The 21,015-nt window shown below is 73.5% G+C and carries 16 protein-coding genes and 1 tRNA gene; 6 read left to right on the top strand and 11 right to left on the bottom strand.

What is annotated here, in order from left to right; translation table 11 throughout:
• Position 1 precedes the first annotated feature (1 nt).
• From BMW99_RS06125 to BMW99_RS06110, 4 genes are all read right to left on the bottom strand, one after another.
• A complete protein-coding gene (locus BMW99_RS06125) occupies positions 2-505 on the bottom strand; it encodes a copper chaperone PCu(A)C (protein WP_069467482.1) in 504 nt (167 codons plus the stop codon).
• Complete coding sequence (locus BMW99_RS06120) at positions 502-1,221, bottom strand: SCO family protein (protein WP_079139102.1); 720 nt, start codon at positions 1,219-1,221, stop codon at positions 502-504. Before BMW99_RS06120 ends, BMW99_RS06125 begins: the two co-directional genes overlap by 4 nt.
• A 154-nt stretch (positions 1,222-1,375) precedes the next feature.
• Positions 1,376-2,179 (bottom strand): YcnI family copper-binding membrane protein, encoded by an 804-nt coding sequence (locus BMW99_RS06115; RefSeq protein WP_079139101.1) that lies wholly within the window; start codon positions 2,177-2,179, stop codon positions 1,376-1,378.
• 426 nt (positions 2,180-2,605) lie between these two features.
• Positions 2,606-3,406, bottom strand: coding sequence for a hypothetical protein (locus BMW99_RS06110; RefSeq protein ID WP_075016383.1), 801 nt, complete (start codon positions 3,404-3,406; stop codon positions 2,606-2,608).
• A gap of 205 nt (positions 3,407-3,611) precedes the next feature.
• On the opposite strand from BMW99_RS06110, the gene BMW99_RS06105 reads away from it, so the two are divergent.
• A complete protein-coding gene (locus BMW99_RS06105; protein ID WP_069467376.1) occupies positions 3,612-4,055 on the top strand; it encodes an ATP-binding protein in 444 nt (147 codons plus the stop codon).
• A gap of 89 nt (positions 4,056-4,144) precedes the next feature.
• Here BMW99_RS06105 and BMW99_RS06100 read toward each other — a convergent pair whose 3' ends face one another.
• Positions 4,145-5,557, bottom strand: a complete 1,413-nt coding sequence (locus BMW99_RS06100) for an aminopeptidase P family protein (RefSeq protein WP_407640267.1) — start codon at positions 5,555-5,557, stop codon at positions 4,145-4,147.
• 543 nt (positions 5,558-6,100) lie between these two features.
• Positions 6,101-7,639: a PP2C family protein-serine/threonine phosphatase gene (locus tag BMW99_RS06095; RefSeq protein WP_075016382.1), complete on the bottom strand. Its 1,539-nt coding sequence runs from the start codon at positions 7,637-7,639 to the stop codon at positions 6,101-6,103.
• 574 nt (positions 7,640-8,213) lie between these two features.
• Between BMW99_RS06095 and BMW99_RS06090 the strand changes: the two genes are divergently transcribed.
• Both BMW99_RS06090 and BMW99_RS41765 read left to right on the top strand, forming a co-directional pair.
• Positions 8,214-8,900: a bifunctional DNA primase/polymerase gene (locus tag BMW99_RS06090; protein ID WP_075016381.1), complete on the top strand. Its 687-nt coding sequence runs from the start codon at positions 8,214-8,216 to the stop codon at positions 8,898-8,900.
• A gap of 336 nt (positions 8,901-9,236) precedes the next feature.
• Complete coding sequence (locus BMW99_RS41765; protein ID WP_141726481.1) at positions 9,237-9,476, top strand: hypothetical protein; 240 nt, start codon at positions 9,237-9,239, stop codon at positions 9,474-9,476.
• A 159-nt stretch (positions 9,477-9,635) separates the two neighbouring features.
• Here the strand turns inward: BMW99_RS41765 and BMW99_RS06085 are convergent, their stop codons facing one another.
• The 3 genes from BMW99_RS06085 to BMW99_RS06070 form a co-directional block, all read right to left on the bottom strand.
• The gene (locus BMW99_RS06085) at positions 9,636-10,607 is read right to left on the bottom strand and encodes a DUF5926 family protein (RefSeq protein WP_075016380.1); all 972 of its coding nucleotides are present in this window, start codon (positions 10,605-10,607) and stop codon (positions 9,636-9,638) included.
• A 340-nt stretch (positions 10,608-10,947) separates the two neighbouring features.
• Complete coding sequence (locus tag BMW99_RS06080; RefSeq protein WP_075016379.1) at positions 10,948-11,697, bottom strand: ATP-binding protein; 750 nt, start codon at positions 11,695-11,697, stop codon at positions 10,948-10,950.
• 256 nt (positions 11,698-11,953) lie between these two features.
• Positions 11,954-12,790, bottom strand: coding sequence for a glycerophosphodiester phosphodiesterase (locus BMW99_RS06070; protein ID WP_069467490.1), 837 nt, complete (start codon positions 12,788-12,790; stop codon positions 11,954-11,956).
• Positions 12,791-13,267: 477 nt separating this feature from the next.
• On the opposite strand from BMW99_RS06070, the gene BMW99_RS06065 reads away from it, so the two are divergent.
• Positions 13,268-14,863: a S1C family serine protease gene (locus BMW99_RS06065; protein WP_407640266.1), complete on the top strand. Its 1,596-nt coding sequence runs from the start codon at positions 13,268-13,270 to the stop codon at positions 14,861-14,863.
• Positions 14,864-14,918: 55 nt separating this feature from the next.
• Positions 14,919-15,005: transfer RNA gene (locus tag BMW99_RS06060), tRNA-Ser, on the top strand.
• 1,000 nt (positions 15,006-16,005) lie between these two features.
• Here the strand turns inward: BMW99_RS06060 and BMW99_RS06050 are convergent.
• Complete coding sequence (locus BMW99_RS06050) at positions 16,006-16,488, bottom strand: hypothetical protein (RefSeq protein WP_069465482.1); 483 nt, start codon at positions 16,486-16,488, stop codon at positions 16,006-16,008.
• A 564-nt stretch (positions 16,489-17,052) separates the two neighbouring features.
• On the opposite strand from BMW99_RS06050, the gene BMW99_RS41200 reads away from it, so the two are divergent.
• Positions 17,053-17,220: a hypothetical protein gene (locus BMW99_RS41200; protein WP_176735595.1), complete on the top strand. Its 168-nt coding sequence runs from the start codon at positions 17,053-17,055 to the stop codon at positions 17,218-17,220.
• A gap of 148 nt (positions 17,221-17,368) precedes the next feature.
• On the opposite strand, the gene BMW99_RS06040 is transcribed toward BMW99_RS41200, so the two are convergent.
• The coding region (locus tag BMW99_RS06040) for an Ig-like domain-containing protein (RefSeq protein WP_107485339.1) at positions 17,369-21,015 on the bottom strand (3,647 nt) is incomplete at its 5' end.

The raw sequence follows: 21,015 nt of genomic DNA, 5'->3' as shown, positions 1-21,015 counted from the left end.
GTCAGTCCTTCGGCTGGTAGGTCGTCGGACGCACGGGCACGGTGACCGTCACGGTGGCGGGCGTGGCGTGCGAGAAGTGCAGGGTCAGCGGAACGGTGTCACCGACCGCGGGCCTGCGGGTCAGGTTCTCCAGCATCAGGTGGTCGCCGCCGGTGCCCAGCGTCAGCCGGCCGCCGGCGGGGACCGTCAGCGACTCCACCTGGCGCATCGTCGTGCCCTGGGTGGTGTGCAGGGTGACGTGCGCGGCCAGCGGCGTGGTCACGGAGGTGAGTTCGGCCGCGGTGCCGCCGCTGTTGACGACGGTGAGGTACGCGGCGGCCAGGTCCGTGAGGAGCGGCTGGGGCAGGTAGCCGCCGTCGACCGCCAGCTTCGCCGGGCCCCTGCCGTGCGCGGACGCGCTCGTCGCCGAGCAGCCGCCGAGGCCGACGGCCGCGGCCAGCGCGACGACCGCGCCGCCCGCGACGGCGCCGGTCACCGCGCCTGCGACCTTGCGACGGGTCGTCACGGGGCCTCGCTCCTGATCAGCTTCGGCAGGTCGTGCGCGTACTGCTCGGCCGTGGTGCCCGACATGTACAGCACGTGGCCCTTGTCGTCCTTGGGCCAGAACGCCAGCACCTCGGCGCCGTGGGTGACGGTGACGCTGCCGTCCTTCTCCTTCACCGGGGCGTCGATGCCGACGCCCACGGACCGCGCGGCGGCCTGGATGACGGAGAACTTCCCGGTCAGCCCGATGAAGCTCTTGTCCATCGCGCCCAGCCACTCGTCGAGCCTGGCCGGGGTGTCGCGCTCGGGGTCGGAACTGACGAACACCACCCGCAGCTTGTCCTGGTCGGCCTTGGGCAGCCGGGACTTGGCGAGCGCCAGGTCGCTCATGGTGGTGGGGCACACGTCGGGGCAGTGGGTGTAGCCGAAGAACAGCAGGGTCGGGTGGCCGGTGGTCTGCTTCACCAGGTCGAACGGCTTGCCGTGGTTGTCGGTCAGGGTGAGGTCCGGCTTGGCGAACGGGGTGTCGAGCAGGGTGCCGGCCTTGGCGGCGCCGCCCGAGGAGATGTCGGCGACGTTCCCGGAGTCCGCGCCCGAGGCGGACGAGCCGGAGCCCGAACTCCCGCAGCCGGCCAGGGGCAGGGCGCAGGCGGCGGTGAGCGCGGCCGCGGCGACCCTCACCGCGGTGCGGCGGGAGGTGCCGCGCGGTGAGGCGCCGGGCAGGGAGGGGGTGCGCATGAAAGGTCCTTGTCGCTTCGCTGAGGGCCGGGCGGCCGCGTGGTGCGGCGGCCGCCCGGCGGTTGAGAGCGGATCGGAGGGTCCGGCGGTGGGGCCGGACGCGTCAGCCGGACGCGTCAGCCGGACGGGCCGGCGGGACGGCCGGGCGGAACGGTCAGGCCGAAGCGCCGGTGCCGGTGCCGCCCTGGACGTCGCGGGAGCGCCGGCGGCCGGCCAGCACGCCGAACGCCACACCGGCCGCGCCGATGACGATGCCGGCGATGCCCAGGCCCCGCGCGGTGCCGTCGCTGGAACTGCCCGCCGCCGCGGTGGCCGGGCCCGTACCGTCCTTCGACGCGTCGCCGGCCGGCGCGGCCGCGGGGGTGCCCGCGGTGCCGGACGCGGTGCCGGAGGCCGCCGTGGACGCCGCGGTGAGCGTCAGGCTCGGTGCCGGGTTCTGCGGCTCGGCCTGCCCGGCCTGCGGCACCTCGATCCAGCGCACGATGTCGCCGTTGTCGTACGTCTGCAGCGTCTTGAACACCAGCGAGCCGGTGTCGTCCGGCAGCGGGCCGAACGAGACCGGGAACTGCTGGAACTGTCCCGGCGCGATCTTCCCGCCGCTCCACACGATCTTGGTGACGGCCTGGTCGACCGTGCCGTCGTCGGTCTTCAGCGGGGTCGTCAGCTTCGACGTGGTGACCTTGGCCGTCCAGCCCGGGACCGGCTGCAGCGAGACCGACGCGATCGGGTGGTCGGCCGGCAGGTTGACCTCGATCCTGACGGTGGACGCCGTGTCCTGCTCGTTCGGCACCTTGAACGAGACGGTGCTGTAGCTCCCCTTCGCGGCGGTGGACGGCTGCACCGTCACATGTGCGAAGGCGGGCACGGCGGACAGCAGGACGGCGCCGCCGGCGAACGCGGCGACGGCCGCGGCGCGGGTGCGCAGCGGCGTACGGGAAGAGGTGGGGGTACCGCTCATGGCAGTGATGTCTCCACGGTGAGTCAGGTCGGATCGGGTGACGAACCGCCGCCCGCGCGGGACCGGGCCTGAGCCCGGCCACGTGCCGGCGGGCCGAACCGCTCCTCCCGTCCGCGACGCCGCCACGCGTGCGCGGCGGGCGTGGCCACGCGTCGCGTCACACGCGTCCGGCATCCGCTCGCGGCGGCACCCGGCCCGGAAGGGCGGCCGGCGCGACGCCGACGCCCGCACCCGGTGCGGGGCTTCGTGCGGACACGGGCCGCCCGTCGCGGGCGTGCGGCCGGGCAGGACCCGACCGGCCCAGCCGGCCCTGACGGCCCGGCCACGGCGCGGGGCGCGCACGGCGCTGACGTGCCGTGCGACGCGGGGGAGGAGCAGGGCGGGCCTGCGCGGTGACGTCACCTCACCCGTGGAGGACGTCGCGCGTCAGGCCGCCAGGACGACCCGCGGCGGGCCGCGCCGCGCCACCGTGTGGCGCAGCCACACCGTGCGGTGGGGGGCCCGCGGCGCGGGCGGCGGGCAGGCCGCGCCCGAGGACGGGACCCATGCGGTGAGCCGGGACAGGAGCGTGAACGCCCGGCGCAGCACCGCCGCGAGCCCGGACGCCCCGCGGGCCAGCCGCCACAGGGCGGCCTCGCCGCGCCGGAGTATCCAGCCGGCGACGACGGCCGCCAGCAGGTGGCCGAGCACCATCGGCAGCGAGCACAGGGAGTGGGCCATGGCCCCGGAGGCCATCGGCACGGACATGCCCGGCATGGCACCGGACGGCCCGGCGAGCGCGGACGGGTCGAGGCCGGCCTGGCTGACGATGTGCCGTGCGCCCTGCGGGGTCAGTGCCGCCGCGTGGCTGCCGCACACCAGGCGCGCCGCCACGTCCAGCAGCCCGCCGGAAGCACCGGCGCCCTGCCCGCCCTGCCCACCCGCGGCCGCCGTCCCGGCGCCCGTGCACAGCTGTCCTGCGTTGAAGACCGCGTGCAGCGTGAGTTGGCCCACCGCGAGCACCGCCGCGATCGCCGGCATCCGGCGTTCGCGTCCCGCCAGGGGAGCGACCACCGCGAAGACCGCCAGCCACCCCAGCACCAGTGACCACACCGGCACCGAACGGCCGGAGGCCAGGCTGTGGCCCGCCGCGGCCAGCACCACGCAGACCGCGGTGAACACCGCGGCCCTGAGCAGTCGCAGGCCGGCGCCGGCGCGCACCGAGCTGGCGGAAGCGGGAGATGCCATGACGGGCGCCATCCTCTCACCCGGCCTTCGCGCAGGACACGGCGGGTGACCGGCTCGCGGTAGTGCGTACGGAGTGTCCCCTTACACCGGTACGCCGGGCTTCCGCATCGGCCGAATGAGCGGCATCACGTCAACACCACGCTTACGGAGTGCCCTTCGCGGCAATACGTATCCGTATGTCGAGCCGCAGCCAGGAGGCTGGAGCATGAGCATCTGGTGGTCTCTCCATTTGCGGCGCGAGGCTGCGAGCGTTCCGTTGGCCAGACGGCTCCTGATCGGGACGATGGAGACGGCCGGGGTCCACCCGGACATCTCCTTCGACCTGTCGGTGGCCCTGACCGAAGCCTGTGCGAACGCCGTGGAACATGCCGGAACGGCGACCGGATACAGCGTCACCGCGCAGATCGACGGGGACCGCTGCCGTATCGAGGTCGCCGACTCAGGACCGGGCCTTCCCCGCGACCGCTTCCGACACCCGAGCCGGCACGCGCCCCACCGGGGGCAGTACGCCGAGCACGGGCGCGGACTCATCCTGATCGAAGCACTCGTGGACCACGTCCATTTCCACGACCGGCCCGGACACGGCACGGTCGTGGCCTTCGACAAGGTCCTCAAATGGCGTGACGACGTCCTGCTGAACGCGTCGTAGACGGGACTACGGCCGCCGCCCCCGAGCGGGGGACGGCGGCCGTGGGAGTTCCACCCGAACGGGCTACCCGCGCGGGCGGCCCCGACGGGTCACGCGCGCAGGTCCGCCATCCACGCCTCGACCTCGGCGGACCGCCGCGGCAGCGCCGCCGACAGGTTCCTGTTGCCGTCCGCGGTGACGAGGATGTCGTCCTCGATGCGCACACCGATGCCGCGGTACTCCTCGGGCACCGTCAGGTCGTCCGCCTGGAAGTACAGGCCGGGCTCCACGGTGAGCACCATGCCGGGCTCCAGCGTGCAGTCCACGTACGTCTCGGTGCGGGCCTGCGCGCAGTCGTGCACGTCGAGGCCGAGCATGTGGCCGGTGCCGTGCAGGGTCCAGCGGCGCTGCAGGGCGAGTTCGAGCACCCGCTCGACCGGGCCCTCGACCAGGCCCCACTCGACCAGCTTCTCGGCGAGCACCCGCTGCGACGCCTCGTGGAAGTCGCGGTAGGCCGCACCCGGCTTGACGGCCTGGATGCCGGCCTCCTGGGCCTCGTACACCGCGTCGTAGATCGTGCGCTGCAGCGGCGTGAACGTGCCGTTGACCGGCAGGGTGCGGGTGACGTCCGCGGTGTAGAGGGTGTCGGTCTCCACGCCGGCGTCCAGCAGCAGCAGGTCGCCGGAGCGGACCGGGCCGTCGTTGCGCACCCAGTGCAGGGTGGTGGCGTGCGGGCCGGCGGCACAGATCGAGCCGTAGCCGACGTCGTTGCCCTCGACGCGGGCGCGCAGGAAGAAGGTGCCCTCGATGTAGCGCTCGGAGGTGGCCTCGGCCCGGTCCAGGACCTTCACCACGTCCGCGAAGCCGCGGGCCGTGGAGTCGCACGCCTTCTGCAGTTCGCCGACCTCGAACTCGTCCTTGACCAGCCGCAGTTCCGACAGGAAGACCTTCAGTTCGGCGTCCCGCTCGGCGGTCACCTTGTCGGTGAGCGCCGCCTCGACGCCCGCGTCGTGACCGCGCACCACGCGGACCGGGCCGGTCGCCTCGCGCAGCGTGTCGGCGACGGTGCGGACGTCCTTGCAGGGCAGGCCGAGCAGCTGCTCGCCCTCCGTGAGGCTGTTGCGGCGGCCGACCCACAGCTCGCCCTGGCCGTCGAGCCAGAACTCGCCGTTCTCCCGGTTCGAACGCGGCAGCAGGTACGCGGTCGCCTCGTGCCCGCCGCCGGCCAGCGGCTCCAGGACCAGCACGGCGTCCTGGGTCTGGTCGCCCGTGAGGTGGACGTACTCGGTCGAGGCGCGGAACGGGTACTCGGTGTCGTTGGAGCGGGTGCGCAGGTTGCCCGCGGGCACCACGATCCGCTCGCCCGGGAAACGCGCGGACAGCGCGGCACGGCGCGCGGCCGCGTACGACGCCTGGGCGATCGGCTCCAGCCCGGTGCGCTCGGTGTCGGCCCAGCCGGACTTCATGACGGCGGCCAGCTCGTCGGAGACCGCGGGGTACAGCCCGTTCTTGCGCTGCTTGATGGGCTTGTCCTGCGCGTCCTGTCCGGCCGGCGCGTCCTGCGCGCTCGGCGCGTCCTGCTTGTCCTGGGCCTCCGCCACGTCCTGCCTCCTCAGATGAGCCTTTCGTCCCATCGTATGGGGGTGTACGGAGGAGGGGACACGGGGGAACGCGGCCTCCCGCCGGGCGGCGGCGGGCGGGCGCGGGCCGCCCGGCGCCGTACCCGGCCGACGTCCCGCGCCGCGCGGCGGGTTCGGGCCACGGTGCCGCGCCCGAGGCGCGCCGCGGACCGCGGCGGTGTGGCCGACGGCACAGACCTCCGCCGCCGACGCCGGGCGCGCCCGACCACGCCCGACGGGCCGCGGGGCCGCGGCTGCTTCGGCGGCGCGCTGCGGGGCCCGTCGCCGGGCCTCGTGCCGACGGGGTCCGCGGACGGGTCGGCCGGTCAAGGGCGCGCGGGTGGGCGGACTGGTGCCGTGGTGCCCGGTCGGGGGCACGCCTGCGGCCGGGGGCATGCTGCGTGCCGCCCGGGTGCGGCCTGCCGGCGGGCCCGCCCGGGGGAGGGCTCAGTCGAAGCGGGCGACGAGCAGGACCAGGTCCTCGACGCCGTCGGCGGTGTCCAGGCCGTCGGGCAGCAGGGTGCGCAGCACGTGGTCGGCGAGCAGTTCGGGATCGGCCCGCATGGCCCGCGACGCACCCTGGGCGGCGGCGTGCAGGCGGGCGAAGGCCCGGTCGGCGGGGTCGCCGGTGCGGTGCAGCAGCCCGTCGGTGAACAGCAGCAGGCTCTCGCCGGCCCGTACCGTCAGCTCGACGCTCGGCGCCTCCCAGCAGCTGAGCACGTTCAGCGGCGCGGACAGCGACGTCTCCACGTACTCGCAGCGCAGGTCGCCGACGACCAGCGGCGGGCAGTGCCCGGCGCCGGCCATGGTCAGCTTGCGGCCGCCGCCCGCCGGGGTGCCATCGGAGGCAGCGGCGTACGCGAACAGCGCGGTCGCCGAGCGGGCCGGCTCGGTCAGCCGCAGCAGCAGTTCCAGGTCGGAGAGCACCGCGACCGGGTCCTCGCCCTCCATCACCGCGTACGCCCGCAGGCTCGCGCGCAGCCGTCCCATCGCGGCGACCGCGCCGGGCCCCGCGCCGGTGACCCCGCCGACGGCCAGGCCGAGCGCGCCCTCAGGCAGCGGCAGCGCGTCGTACCAGTCGCCGCCGCCGCGCGGCCCGGCGGTGTGCCGCACCGCCAACCGCACGCCCGGCACCCGCGGCAGCCGGGCGGGCAGCAGTTCCTCGGCCAGCGCGTCGGCGACGTGCTCGGCGCGGCTCAGCGCGAGGCAGCGGCCGAGGTGCTCGCCGGCGTGGCGCAGATACAGGGCGGCCAGGCGGCGCCGGCTCTCGGCGGGTTCGGCCGCCTCGTCGTAGAACCAGACGGCCGTGCCGAGCCGGCCCGTGGCCTCGGCGGTGAGGGGCACGGCGTAGCTGGCGCCGAGCCCGAGCTGCCGGGCGACCTCGCGGTGCCGCGGCAGCAGGCCGGGTTCGTGGAGCAGGTCCGGGTGGACGACCTCGCCGCCGGCGTCACCGTCGCGACTCCCGGCGCACGCGTCGGCGCACGTCCCGTCGCAGCTCGCCACGCAGTCGCCGGAGCGGTGGGCGTCGCGGGGGCTCGCGTACAGCGCGTGGTGCGGGACGGTCTCCAGGGCGCCCAGGTCGCAGCGGCCCAGGCCGAGGCCCACCGAGCTGTCGGGCCCGAGGCCGTCCGCGGGTTCGAGGGCGATCAGCCCGCGCCTCGCGCCGACCAGGGTGGCGCCGGCGCGCAGCACCTCGTGCAGCGCGTCGTCGAGCACCGCGGTGCGGGCGAGGCGTTCGGTCAGCTCGTGCAGCAGCGACAGGTCGCAGACCCATGTGGCCAACCGGTCCTGGACGGCCCGTGCGCGGTCGGGTGCGTCGCGGGCGGCAAGAGGCGAGGTCACCGGGCCCGCGGTGGCGTGCGGGACGGGCGGGGCAGGAGAGGGGACCACGGCGGTCGGAGTCCCGGCCGGAGCGGCGTCAGTGTGCGCCTGGACCGGATGAGGCGGTTCTGTTCCGGCCACTTTTCTGACGTGCGCGGGGCTCATGGCCGGGAACTTCCGGCCAGGGTCGGGTGGGCGGCGCAATCAGCGCTTTTCGTCCGCAATGCGCGGAGCATCTGCATGAATAGCATCGCAAACCCCCATGTCGTGCTGCGCCGCTATCAAGGACCCCACTTCTACACGCACGGTTGCGGGCATGTCCAGGATTGTCCTGGTACAACGAATGGTGTCGGAGTCTTGCGGCCACCCGTGTGACCGCCGTACGTTGGCTGGAAACCGCCACCCCCGGTCCATGCGCACGGTCGACTGATCCCGGCCAACAGCGCGTCATATCGCGGGTGATGGGTAGGAACCCGAAGTCCGGCTCAAGCGTCGTAGTACGTGAACAGTTGACAGCCGACCCAACCCCGAGTGGTGAGGGGTGCTGTGCTCGTCCGGGGATCCGCACGTGGACCCCCGACCTGGGCACCGGATGCACGCAGCGCCTTACGAGCGCCCCCCTCCGCCACATTCCACGCTCGGCTGGCAGCGTGATGCGCTGCCTCGAATGCGGTGTGCTCGACAGTTACGTTGTGCAATGGGCAGATCCCTGAGCGTTAACGGAAAGGAACGAGCGCTGATGCGCGAGATCCTCGGAAGGCGACGCAAGCTCTCCCTCAAGCGAGAGGGGCGGACCGCGTACCTCAACGCGGCGCTCATGTACGCCGAGCACTGGCAGTGGCGCGTGGTGCCCGGAGTGGGTTACGACAAGCCGGCCGGCCGGCGCGCCGCGGAGGAGCGGCCGTGTGCCTGCCCGCGGGCCAACTGCCCGGTGCCGGGAGCTCATCCGCTCGACCCCGGACTCCTGGCCGCCACCCGCGAACCGCGGATGGTCCGCTGGTGGTGGACCCGCAGGCCGGACGCGCCGATCGTGCTGGCCACCGGTGACCGGGTCTCCGCGGCGAGCCTGCCCGCGACCGCCGGCGCGGACGCGCTGACGGCCCTGGAGAACTTCGGTTTCCGGCTCGGTCCGGTGGCCGCCACACCCACCAGGTACCACTTCTTCGTGGCGCCCTACTCGCTGGACGAACTCGGCGAACTCCTCGACAGCCAGGACTGGGTGCCGACGTCGCTGCGCTACCACGGCGACGGCGGCTACGTCCCGCTGCCGCCGTGCGGCACCGGTGCGGCACCCGTGCGCTGGGTGCGGCCGCCGGTCGCGGGCAAGGACGAGGGCGCGCCCTGGTTGCCGCCGATCGACACCCTGGTCGACGCGTTGGTGCGGGCGGGCCGCACGGCGCCGGACGGGGACCGGCTGCGGTTCTGACACGGTTCTCGCGCGAAGCCGCGGCTCTCGCGCGGGGTCGCCCCCGTGCACGGTCGGGGCGGCGCCGCGCGGGGCCGCGGTTCCGTGCTTGCGGCCGCGCGCTTCTGGCGACGCGGGGGCTTCAGGCGACGCGGACGGATCTGAACGGCACTGGTGGACCGCTGTTCTGACGGACAGCGGTTCGACGGGTGCGACGGTTGCGACGGGTCGGGGCCGTTCGCGCCGTCCGCGCGTCGCGGCCGCGGGGACGACGTCCCACGGGGACGAATGTCCGGTTCTGGGTGGAAGAGTTCGCTATGTTCGGTGCGTCAACCGATACGAGCGCAGGTGAGCCACGTGAATCCGCAGCCGCGGCCGGACGATCCGACGTTCCGGGGCGGTCCGGCGCCCGGCGGCGACCGGGTGTCCGGCTGCCCCGAGGGGCTGCGCCGGGTGGCGGTCGCGAGCGTGGCCGCGCTCGCCGTCGTCCTTCCCCTGGCGGCGGCGACGGCCGGCCCGCAACGGGCGGAAGGGCATGGAAACGCCCGGTCGCTGACGACGGGGGATGCATCAGCGACCGGGCTGTTTAAACGGTAACAAGACTTCGTCCGATCGCAAATTCCCCGATGGGGCGCTTGCGCCGATTCCCCGGTGTTTCCAGGGGACTTGTGAGCGGGATCACTGACCGACCGCTCGGTCGGCACCCCCGATCGGGGGTGCCGGAACCGGCCGGACGGGAACGGGTCCCGTCCCGGCTCAGCTCAGGGTGATCTGGCGGTTGGTGAGGCCGCTGCGCGCCCTGCGCTCGTCCGCGGTCAGCGGTGCGGTACGGGCCAGCGTCTCCGCCAGGCGCTCGCCGAACTCGGCGGCGGGCTTCTCGACGTCGTCGGCCGTCATGCCGACCGGCAGGTCCCAGACCGGGACCATCAGGCCGTGGGCGCGGAACGAGCCGACCAGCCGCGTGCCGTCGCCCAGCGACGACGCCCCCGCCACGTGCAGCCGCGCCAACGCGTCGAGCAGCGCCTCCTCGGGGGTCGGCATCACCCAGCGCAGGTGGTTCTTCTCCGGCGTCTCGCACCAGTACGCGGCGTCCACCCCGGTCAGCCGCACGGTCGGGATCGCCGCCTGGTTCGCCCGCTCCAGCGAGGCCGCCACCTCGCCCGTCGCCGAGTCGGCGTCCTCCAGCCAGAACTCGAAGCCGGACTGCACCTGCGGCTCGAACGGCGCGTTCACGTCCAGCAGGTCCTGCAGGCGCGGACCGTCGGGCGCCGGCCGGCGGCCCTCGACCGGGTTGCCCGGCTCCCCCGTCAGCGCGCGCTGCAGCGTGTCGGCCATGTCGCGGCTGATGTCGCCGGAGGCCGCGTCGTTCTGGAGGCCGAGCAGCACGGCGCCGGTGTCGCGGCGCAGCCCGGGCCACGCCATCGGCAGCACGGTGCCGAGCGTGACCGACGGCACGCCCTCGGGCAGTCCGTCCTTCAGCGTCAGCTCCACGGTCGCCGCCGGCACGAGCTCGCGCAGGGCGACCCAGTCGCACTCGCCGGGCAGGCCTTCGAACGGCCGGCGGACCAGCTCGGTCACGGCGTGGGCGGCCTCCCGGCCGTGGCACGCCTTGTACCGGCGGCCCGAGCCGCACGGGCACGGCTCGCGCGGGCCGACGACGGGAACCGCGGCCCCGGCTTCGGCCCGGGGGCCCTTGGTCTGGGTGGCGGTCGCGCGCTTCTTGGCCATGGCTCGGTCTCTCCCGTTGCGGCGATGTTACGGCCGCGAGCCTAGCGCCCGGCGAGGCGGTCTCCGGCCGTTCGCCCCGTTCGCGCCGTCCGCGCGGTGCACGGGGCGCCGGCAGGCACGTCGTTCCGGCCACGCGGGCCGGGCGGGCCGGAGCGGCGCGGGCCGGGCGGGCCGGGTCCGCGGCGCGGCGGGCGGCCGGGTTCCGGCCACGCGGGTCGGGCGACGGGTGACGGCCCCGCCGGTCGGTCGCGCCGCGCGGGTCGGGCCATGCCGTCCGCAGGGGCGTGGCGCACGGGCGAGGCGCGCCGGACGGGGAGCGGTTCCGCCTCCCCCGCCCGCGTCAGCCCAGGTCGTCCAGGGACTCCGCGAGGTCCATCGGGAGGCCGAGCGGGATGCCCATCGGCAGGCCGATGCCCGTGCCCAGCGAGTCGTCGCGCCGGGCGTGCCGGCCGCGGACCGCGAGCACCGCCCACACCGTGACCTCCCCGGGCGCGTCCCGTACGCCCCAGCGCAGCGCGAGGGTGCCGACGATGCCCAGCCCGCGGCCGCCGTGCGCGGTCAGCGAGGGGCTGGCCGGCCGTGGCCGGGTGGGGCCGCCGCCGTCCGTGACCTCCAGGACCAGCAGGCCGTTGTCGTCCACCGACCAGGCGGCGCGTATGCCCTCGTCCGGGCCGTCGACCGGCCCGGCCGGCGTCCGCGTCGCGGAGCCGGACGGTCCGAGGTGGCCCGGCTGACCGCCCGTTCCCGCCGTTCCCAGCGGACTCGCCGATCCCAACGGCCCCGGCGCGCCCAACCCGGGTGCCCGGACGGACGGTTCGGCGTGCGGCAAACGTGCGACGGGCGCCTGCGCGCCCGTCGGTCCCGTCCTGCGCCCGCCCTCGTCGCCCTGGCCCAGGGGACGGGCGTGGCGACAGGAGTTGCTCAGCAGTTCGGAAAGGATCAACACCGCGTCGTCCACGACCGGTTCGGGCACCTCGTGCGCGTACAGGTCGGTGCGCAGTCTCCTGCGCGCATCGGCCACTCCGGTCGGACCATGGGGCAGGGCCATGGTCGTGGACGTCGGCACTTCTTGCGCCACCATCAACGACACCCCCGAGACCTCCTTCACCCCACGCCACAGGGTCAATGCCCCTTCGTACTCGACCGGAAACAGGCCAACCGCGATCTATTGCCGCACTCCGCCCGCCCCGCCCGCCCCGCCTATGCCACCGACACGGTCCACCGCGCTCCGGCGCTCGTACGGACCCGTCGCCGCGCTCCGCGTGCGCGGGGGCACGCCCCGTGACGGCCGATGGCGCCCCGCCGCCCCGTCCGCTGCCGTCGAAACCGCCGCTGACCTGCGGCGATCAGCGTCCGAGCTGCGACAGCACCTCGCGCGGCCGGTTGGTGATGATCGCGTCGACGCCCAGCCGCACGCACAGGTCGACGTCCTCGGGCCGGTCCACCGTCCACGCGTGCACCTGATGTCCCGAGCGATGCAATCGCGCCACATACCCCGGGTTGGCCCGCACGATCCGCATCGCCGGTCCGGCGATCCGCACCCCCGCCGGCATCCGCCCGTCACGGTGCCTGGGCAGCACGTACTGCATCAGAAAGACGGTCGGCAGATCCGGCGCGCCCGCCCGCACCCGGCGCAGCGAGCGTGACGAGAAACTCATCACCCGGACGGGTGAGGGCCGGCCGTCCGGTCCGGGGCGGTCCAGGCCGAACCGGCGCAGGACCTCGAGGAGCCGTTCCTCCACCTGTCCGGCCCAACGCGACGGATGCTTCGTCTCGATCGCCAGCTCCACCCGCCGATCGGTGTCCGCCACGAGCTCCAGCAACCGCGTCAGGGTCAGCACCCGGCTGCGCTCCCCCGGGTCGTACCGCTCCGGCGCCTCGAGGTCGCCGGCCCGCCCCTTCCACGATCCGAAGTCCAGCGCGGCCAGATCCGCCAGTTCCAGGGACGACACCGCGCCGCGGCCGTTGGACGTCCGGTTCACCCGCCGGTCGTGTACGCACACCAGCTCGCCGTCCGCGGTGAGTCGAACATCGCACTCCAGCGCATCGGCGCCGTCCTCGATGGCCTTCCGGTACGCGGCGAGCGTATGTTCTGGTACGTCCTCGGAAGCACCGCGATGGGCCACGACCTGGACAGGTCGCCCCTCGGGGTACGCATCCGGGACCGCGCGCGCAGACGTCACCGACCCATCGTGCCACCGCCGCACCGGCGGGCGCGGTACACGCAGGCGCGAGCAGCGCACAGCTACCGCTTACGGCGGTCCGACACGCCGTAAGAAATGCTGTGTCCACGTAAACGATGTGTCGTGAACCTGCGACCTGACGCTGAACTCAGAACTCCGAGGAGATTCGCTGTGAGCACCGAGCACGAAGCCGGGACCGGGTCCTCCCTGCCGGCTCCGCATGCGGAGCCGGCAGCGGCAGGGCGCGAGAGTGCCGCGGCCGACGGCAGCACGGCGCCCGTTCCCCCGGCGGCTCCTCCGGTGGCGCCGCCTGCCGCGGCTCCCACGCCCCCCGCCGCACCCACGCCCCCCGCCGCACCGCCCGAGCCGGCCGACGAGCCGCGTACCGAGGTGCTGCCCGTGCAGGACGCCACGCCCGCCGGCCCGACGCCCGCCGAGCCCCAGGAACAGACCGCCGTCCAGCGGTCCGCCCCGCCGCTGCAGGCGCCCCCGCCGGTCGGCCCGCCCTCCCCGTACGGCCCGCCGCCCGCCGCACTGCACGGCGACGGTCCCGCGCCGGCCGCGGCCGCCGCGGCCCCTCAGCAGCCCGAGCACCAGCCGGCCCCGCCGCAGCCCGCGCCCTCCCCGTACGCGCCGCCGCAGCCCGCGCCGTCCTCCTCTTCCGCGTCCCCCTACGAGGCGCCGAAGCCGGCCGCCTCCCCGTACGAGGCGGCGCAGGGCACGCACGCCGGCTCCACGGCGGCGTTCGCCGCCGAGCCGCCGGCCGGTGGACCGCACACCTCCCCCGACCCGTTCGCGGTCCCGGCCACCCCGGCGTACGCCTCGGCCGGCGGCCCGTCGCCGTTCGACCCGCCGCACGACCCGCACGCCCCGCACGACCCGTACGCCCCCCACACCCAGCCGGGCCACGGCGGCCCCGGCTCCCCGACCGGGCCGGTGTGGGGCGGGCCCACCCCGCCGAAGCGGCGCGGCTTCGGCCCCATGGTCGCCGCGGTCCTGGTGGCGGCGCTGGTCGCCGGCGGCGTCGGCGGTGCCATCGGCTACGAGGCCGCGAAGCACAACAACAACGACTCCGGCTCCACCACGGTCTCCGCGCCCAGCAACATCAAGGCCCTCAACCGGGCCCCCACCTCCGTGGCGGGCATCGCCAACAAGGCGCTGCCCAGCGTCGTGACGATCAAGGCCAGCGGCAGCCAGGAGAGCGGCACCGGCACCGGCTTCGTCTACGACACCCAGGGCCACATCCTCACCAACAACCACGTGGTGGCCCCGGCGGCGAACGGCGGCAAGCTCACCGTCACGTTCTCCAACGGCACCACGTACGACGCCGAGGTCGTCGGCCGCGCCTCCGGCTACGACGTGGCCGTGGTCAAGCTGAAGAACGCCTCGGACGCCAAGCTCACCCCGCTGCCGCTCGGCAACTCCGACAACGCCGTCGTCGGGGACGCCACCGTCGCGATCGGCGCGCCCTTCGGCCTGTCCGGCACCGTCACCACCGGCATCGTCAGCGCCGTCCACCGTCCGGTCGCCTCCAGCGACGGCCAGGGCAGCACGGCCTCCTACATGAGCGCGATCCAGACCGACGCGTCCATCAACCCCGGCAACTCCGGCGGCCCCCTCCTCAACGCCAACGGCGCGGTGATCGGCATCAACTCCGCGATCCAGCCCGGCGGCAGCTCCTCGCCCGGCAGCCAGGGCGGCAGCGTCGGCCTCGGCTTCGCCATCCCGATCAACCAGGCCAAGCGGGTCGCCGACCAGCTGATCCGCACCGGCGTCCCCGTCTACCCGGTGATCGGCGTCAGCCTCAACTCGCAGTACGACGGCGACGGCGCGCAGATCGCCAGCGGCAGCGACGCGATCGTCTCCGGCGGCCCCGGTGAGAAGGCCGGCCTCAAGCCCGGCGACATCATCACCAAGTTCGACGACACGATCATCGACAGCGGCCAGACCCTGATCGGCGAGATCTGGCAGCACCAGCCCGGCGACAAGGCCACCCTCACCTACACCCGCGACGGCTCCACCCACACCACGACCCTCACCCTGGGCAGCCGCAAGGGCGACACCAACCAGTAACCCGCCCCCGCGCACCCACTAAGCTGTCCCCGCGGCGCCACCACCCGGCCCGCGGGGAGGCTTGCCCGAGCGGCCTAAGGGAACGGTCTTGAAAACCGTCGTGGCAGCGATGTCACCGTGGGTTCAAATCCCACAGCCTCCGCATGTGAAGTACTGAGAACGGCCCCCGACCAGGCATGTTGGTCGGGGGCCGTTGTCGTGCCCGCTGCCCGCCGGCGACCGTGGTTCCCCGCGGTTCCCCTGTCGATCGGGCACGGATGGGGCACGCACACTCTCTGATCCCTAGCTCTATGCAGGTGGGTCGCTGGGGGCCGTAACAGCCGTGCAGCTGCCCTTGACGGATCGCATTGGGTGGGGCCGGCCGCTGAGGTTGCGGTTCTTCTCTGCTGTACGGCGAGACCGCGGTCAGCGGAACAGCTCAGGCGCCGGACACGTCTCCAGAGGCTCATCCGGCCGATCAGCCCACCCCCACCAGAGGTGACGGTTCCGACACCTCCAGAGTGCTCGGCACACTCGCCGGCGGTCGTCCTCACGCCTGGAGAGCACGAGACCACCGGACTTCATCGGGTGGCCGCACTCAGGGCAAGCCGGGGCTTCCTCGGTCACGTCGCGCACCTTAACTGAGTGACCTCTTCGTCCCGAAGCAGTCCAGGCTGTGTCCTGGCCTGGGATGCGGCCGGGCGGACCAGCGAGAACAGTCCACGATTGTCCGTGGAGGTCCACCAGAGCACGGGGCCGTTGTAGCGCAGTTTGACACTCAAGCCGCCTGCCGCAGAGAGATCGCTGAGCCGAGCGGAGCACCCATGACAGCCCCGCGCCTGCCCGATCGCTCCTGTCATCTACCGTTCTCACCGTGTCGTCGTCGACTCTCGCGCTAGCCACCCAGACCAATGACGATCCAGTAGCCGGCGGGGCGGGCTTCGTGATCATCGGCGTGATGGTTCTTGTTTTCGGCCTTTGCGCCCGTTGGAGAGGGTGGAAGGTGTTGCGGCCAGAAGGTCAGTGGTCTTTCCGGGGAGCCCTCGTGCAGGGAGCGGCCGCCCTCACCATCGGCCTCGGGATGCTGTTTTACGGACTTGCGTCTCGGTAAGAGGACGCCTGGCACACCCTCCGAAGAATCTAGCGTCGCCCGGCGGTGCGGCTTAGTCTCCGGAAGAACCGAAGAAGCCGACATGGGTGGGTTGGCCGTCGGTGTACAGGACCACATAAACACCGGTCCAGCGCATCCGGTGCTCTCCGAGTAGGGTCGTGTCCTCGTCTACGGGGCTCCTGGTACGCATGGCCTCATGTGCCCGAGTCATCGCCTCGTCGTACTGCCGTACGGTGGGGCATTCCGTGCCGAAGTGATGCACAAGTCGGGCATTGGGCAGAGGCCGGATCGTGAAGTAGTCGGCCCAGTCACGTTGTTGAGGTGGCTCCGTCGTCTCAAGTACTCGCTGCACGTCCAGTATCGAGTGCGTGCCCTCTTCGCCCATGAACTCCTCATCGGCGTAGAGCTTCTCAAGGCTCGCGTACTCGTCCCCGTCGCCGTACAGGTCCTGGAAGACCTCGTCATGCAAGGCTTCGAGCGTCGCCTCGACATTTCCTCTGTAGGGAGCGACGTAGCCCCATCCACTGGCGCCCATGCCCGTCCTTTGCCGTGGTTGCCGCCTAGCCGAGCCCTGACGGTACCGCTCAGTTCTGACAGCCGATGAGCGACGAATGGCCAGCACCGACTGCTTTCCCCACCTTCCATCCCGTCTGCCGTCGGCCCGCACTCCTGTGGAGCGGGCGTGGTTCAGGGCGTCAGGTGGAGCCCGTCACTGTACGAACGACCTTGACGCCCTGGGCCGCGACTGCTCGGCTTGCCCCGGGTCGATGGCAGTCGGGATGGGAGATCCCGCACCCGCCCACGACGCTCGCGCGGTCGCCGGCCGGGCCTTGGCCCATCTCGGAGCCTGAGCGCCCCCGCCGGAGGCAACGTCTTTGACCCCGACTGTGCGGTCTCGTCTCATGCCATCGGCCTCCTCCTCGTGGGCGCGCGCGGCGCGGGGCCGTGCCCAGCGGGGCGGAGACAGGAGCGACGGCGCGGCCAGGCGCCGGACGCGCGCCCGGCGGAGCGGCAGCGACGCCGGGTGCCTTGAAACCCGTAGAGAAGGTTGTTACTCACTGCATGGGATGGCCTCTCCCTTGGTCTCACCCGTTGTCCAGTGAACGGCGTCCTCTGGTACTACCAGGCCTCCTGGAACACCGCGGAGCCGTTCAGGCCACGGGTGCGGATCGGCGCCGGCTGGAACATCTACACGTCCGTCGTGGGCACCGGAACCCAGGCCGCCTTCCCCGGGCAGGGGGACGGACTGGTCGCCCGCGACAAGTAGGGGGTGCTCTGGTACTACCGGCGCTCGCAGTCGGGCGACCGCTGTTCTGACGTTCCCGGGGCGGCGTCGCCCCCGGAACGCGAGGAAGCCCTACCCCCACCGGGAGTAGGGCTTCCTGCGTCTTTCGGCGGACCGTGGACCGGCCGGCTCAGACGAGGGCGTTGTAGGTGTTCCAGCCGGAACCGACCCGCGAACGGGCCGCGAACGGAGCCGACGTAACTCCCGTGCCGCGGTACAGCCACAGCACACCAGTGGCGTCACGCGCCACCAGATCGGCCTTGCCGTCACCGGTCACGTCGCCGACCGCCGTCAGCATGCCGTAGGTGTTCCAGCCGGAACCGACCCGCGTCCGGGCCGCGAACGGAGCCGACGCAACTCCCGTGCCGCGGTACAGCCACAGCACGCCGCTGGAGTCACGTGCCACCAGATCGGCCTTGCCGTCACCGGTCACGTCGCCGACGCCGGTCATCGTGCCGTAGATGCCCCAGCCCGCGCCGATCCGCGTCCGGGCCGCGAACGGAGCCGACGCAACTCCCGTGCCGCGGTACAGCCACAGCACGCCGCTGGAGTCACGTGCCACCAGATCGGCCTTGCCGTCACCGGTCACGTCGCCGACGCCGGTCATCGTGCCGTAGATGCCCCAGCCCGCGCCCACACGGACCCGGGGGGCCAGCGGGGTGGTGGTGTTGCCGGTGCCGGCGTAGTACCAGAGGACGCCGGAGGCGTCCCGGGCGACGAGGTCGGCGTGGGCGGTGGCCGTCCGGGTGGACAGCGAGATCAGCGCGTTGTAGACCTGCCAGCCGCCGCCGACCTTCTGCCGCGCCTGGAAGGGCGCCGCGGCGTTCCCGGTGGTCCGGTACTGCCACAGCGTGCCGGTGGTGTCCCGCGCGAGGAACGGCGGGGCGGCGGCGGTGGGCGGAGTGGTGGGCGGCATGTCGCTGACGACCACACCGCTGACCTTGTGGGCGTCGGAGTTGACACCCGTTCCGGCGGACAGGGCGAGGAGCGCGGTCGGCGGCAGGGCCTGCGTGCTGTCCATCACCTGAGTGCCGTCGATCCGGACGTACAGGTGTCCGCCGGTGCTCTCGATGTCCACCTGGTGGGTGCCCTGGCGCAGGGCGGTGGCCAGGGGGGCCTTGGACGTGTAGGTGATGTTCGGGGAACCGGCGGTGCTGGTGCCCACGGCCACGTAGTTCTGCAGGCCCGTGGCGGGGCTCCAGCCGGTGCCGAGCGCCACGACCGTGCCCTGCTGACCGGCGATGCCGAATCCGGTGCCCGAACCGCCCACCGCGGAACCGGTGTTCTGAACCGGGTCGAGCAGCGAGAAGGCGATGCCGTAACCGCCGGTGCCAGGACCGAACTTCGCGGTGAAGGTCGCGCGCAGACCGTCGGTGGGCAGCGGCTTGGTGTAGACCGCCGAGCCCGCCTGGTTGCCGGGGCTGGCCGGCGTCAGCTGGACGCTGCCGTCGTCGCTGATCGCCGCGGTGCCGTTGGCGTGCCAGGAGCCGTCGGCGACCGTGGTGGTCGCCGGGGTGCCCGTGCCGGTGCCCGAGACGGGTACGAACTGGGCGCCCTGCCCGGCGTCTCCGGTGACCTCGTAGAAGCCGCCGCTCTGCGCGGTGGTGGACCGCGGGGTGAAGGTGACGCTCTGCACGGTGCTCTGCTCGGGGCCGATGACCAGGCCCTCGGACAGCTGCACCGCACTGCCGAAGTCACCCGCGGGCGCCTTGGCCTTGGTCACGGTCACGGGCAGGTTGCCGGTGTTGCTGATCGTGAACGTCAGCGTCTTGGAGCTGCCGATCGGCACCTTGCCGAAGTCCAGGGAACTCGGCGAGAACTCCAGGTGCCCCTGGCCGGTGACCGCCGAGCCCCCGACCGTCACCTTCAGGGCGTGCGACTGGCCCGCGCTGCTGCTGTTGACGACCAGCGCGTCGCTGTCCGACGGGGAGCCGACGACGGGCGCGTAGGCGACCGTGGCGACGAAGGATCCGCCGGCGGGCACGACCGTGCCGGCGGCCGGCAGCCCGGTGGCGGAGAACGCGCCGGCCGGTGCGGTCACCGAGTCGACGGTCTCCGGGCCGGTGCCGGTGTTGGTGATCTGCAGGTTCAGCGTCGAGACGGAGCCGGTGGGCACCTCGCCGAAGCCCAGCGAGCCGGGCGCCGCTCCGAGTCCGGGTCGGGTGCCGACGCCGTGGAGGGCGAAGACGAGCTTCTCGCCGTCCGACAGGTTGGCGGTGAGCATCCCGCTGATGCCGCCCGTGGTCTTGGGCGTGAAGCTCAGCGGCACGTCCAGGGAGGCCCCGGACGCCAGCTGGGTGGGCTGCCCGGCCGACGGCAGCGAGCCGGCGGTGACCGCGAACGCGCCCGACGCGGTGAGCCCGGTGATGCCGAGGTCCTTGGTGGCGGTCAGGGTCATCGTGCCGGTGCCGCTGGCGCCGACCGCGACCTGGCCGAAGTCGACCGGGGCGGCGGTCAGCGCGGTGGTGGCCGGGCTGCCGAAGCCGTAGAGGACGCCGTCCCGGGTCCCGACGTACACGACGCCCTTGTCGGCCGTGGGCGTGCTGAACTTCGTGGCGGTGCCGACCGGCGCCGACCACAACAGCTGCAGCAGGCCGTCGCCGTCGGGGACGGGGCTGTACGCGCGCAGCGTGCCGCCCGCGCCCGAGGCGTCGTTCGCGGAGACGACCCAGATCAGGCCGGTGGAGTCGTCGGTGCCGTTGGAGGTGACCAGGGGCGAGCCGCTGGTGTAGCCGAAGGAGTCCTGGCTGCGTCCGGTGAAGGTGAGCGCGGGGTTGCCGTTGTTGACGCCGTACGCCAGCGCCCGCAGTGGGCCGTTGTTGCCGACCAGGTAGACATAGCCGCCGTCGCCGCCCCAGAACGCGGGGTGGCCCCACAGCCCCTGGTAGGGACCGCTCGTGCTCACGACCGCGTTGCCGCCGCCGGGCGCCTGGCTCATGCCGCCGAGGTTGTCGCGGTCGAGCAGGAACACCCGGCCGTCCTTGCCCTGCTGGACCATCAGGTGCGGGTGCGCGGCGGTGCCGAAGCCGTCGGGCAGGGCCATCGGCGCGCCCGAGGAGATGTCCTGGTCCTGGAGGTCCAGGCTCGCCGCGTTGCTGGGGCTGAAGAAGTCGGCGGTGCTCAGGCTCTTGTCGGCGTTGACCTGCAGCCGTACGACGGACTCGGCCAGGTTGCCCTGGACGGTGGTGCCGGGGCCCGGGGCCGGGCTGATGCCGTTGCCGGTGCTGAAGAAGATCCGGCCCGGTCCGTCGGAGACGAGGCCGCCACCGGACTGCCAGACGCCCGCGCCGGCGACGGAGTCACCGGTCTCGGAGGCCCACATCGAGGTGACCTGGTGCTCGGCGACGCCGACGCCGACCACGTAGCCCCGGTACGGGACCACGTCGCAGTGCGCGCCGAAGCCCGCGTAGACGACGCCGTCCATCAGCAGCAGGCCGGGGCGCTGCTGCTCGTAGTAGGGGTCGAAGGTGATGTTCGCGGCGTTGCCCGGCTTGCCGCTGATGGTGACCGGCCAGCCGTCGCGCTCGGCGCCGGTGGACGGGTCCACGGCGTGCATCAGCCACGTGGGGTGGCGGTGCGTCGCGGTGCCGTCGTCGACCTTGGTGGTGAAGTAGACGGCGTTCGTCGCCGGGTCGTACACGGGCGTCGCGGACGCGCCGATCGAGGGCGTCAGGTCCCCGCAGCCGATCGCGGAGGCGGGGAACGCCGGCCCGAAGTTCCGCTGCCAGTCGATGTGACCGGTCCTGCGGTCGAGGCCGTACGCGGTGTTGTTCTCGG

This window comes from Actinacidiphila rubida, from assembly GCF_900110255.1.
GTDB classification, from domain to species: Bacteria; Actinomycetota; Actinomycetes; order Streptomycetales; family Streptomycetaceae; genus Actinacidiphila; species Actinacidiphila rubida.
This window is presented reverse-complemented; position numbering and strand designations above follow the sequence as displayed.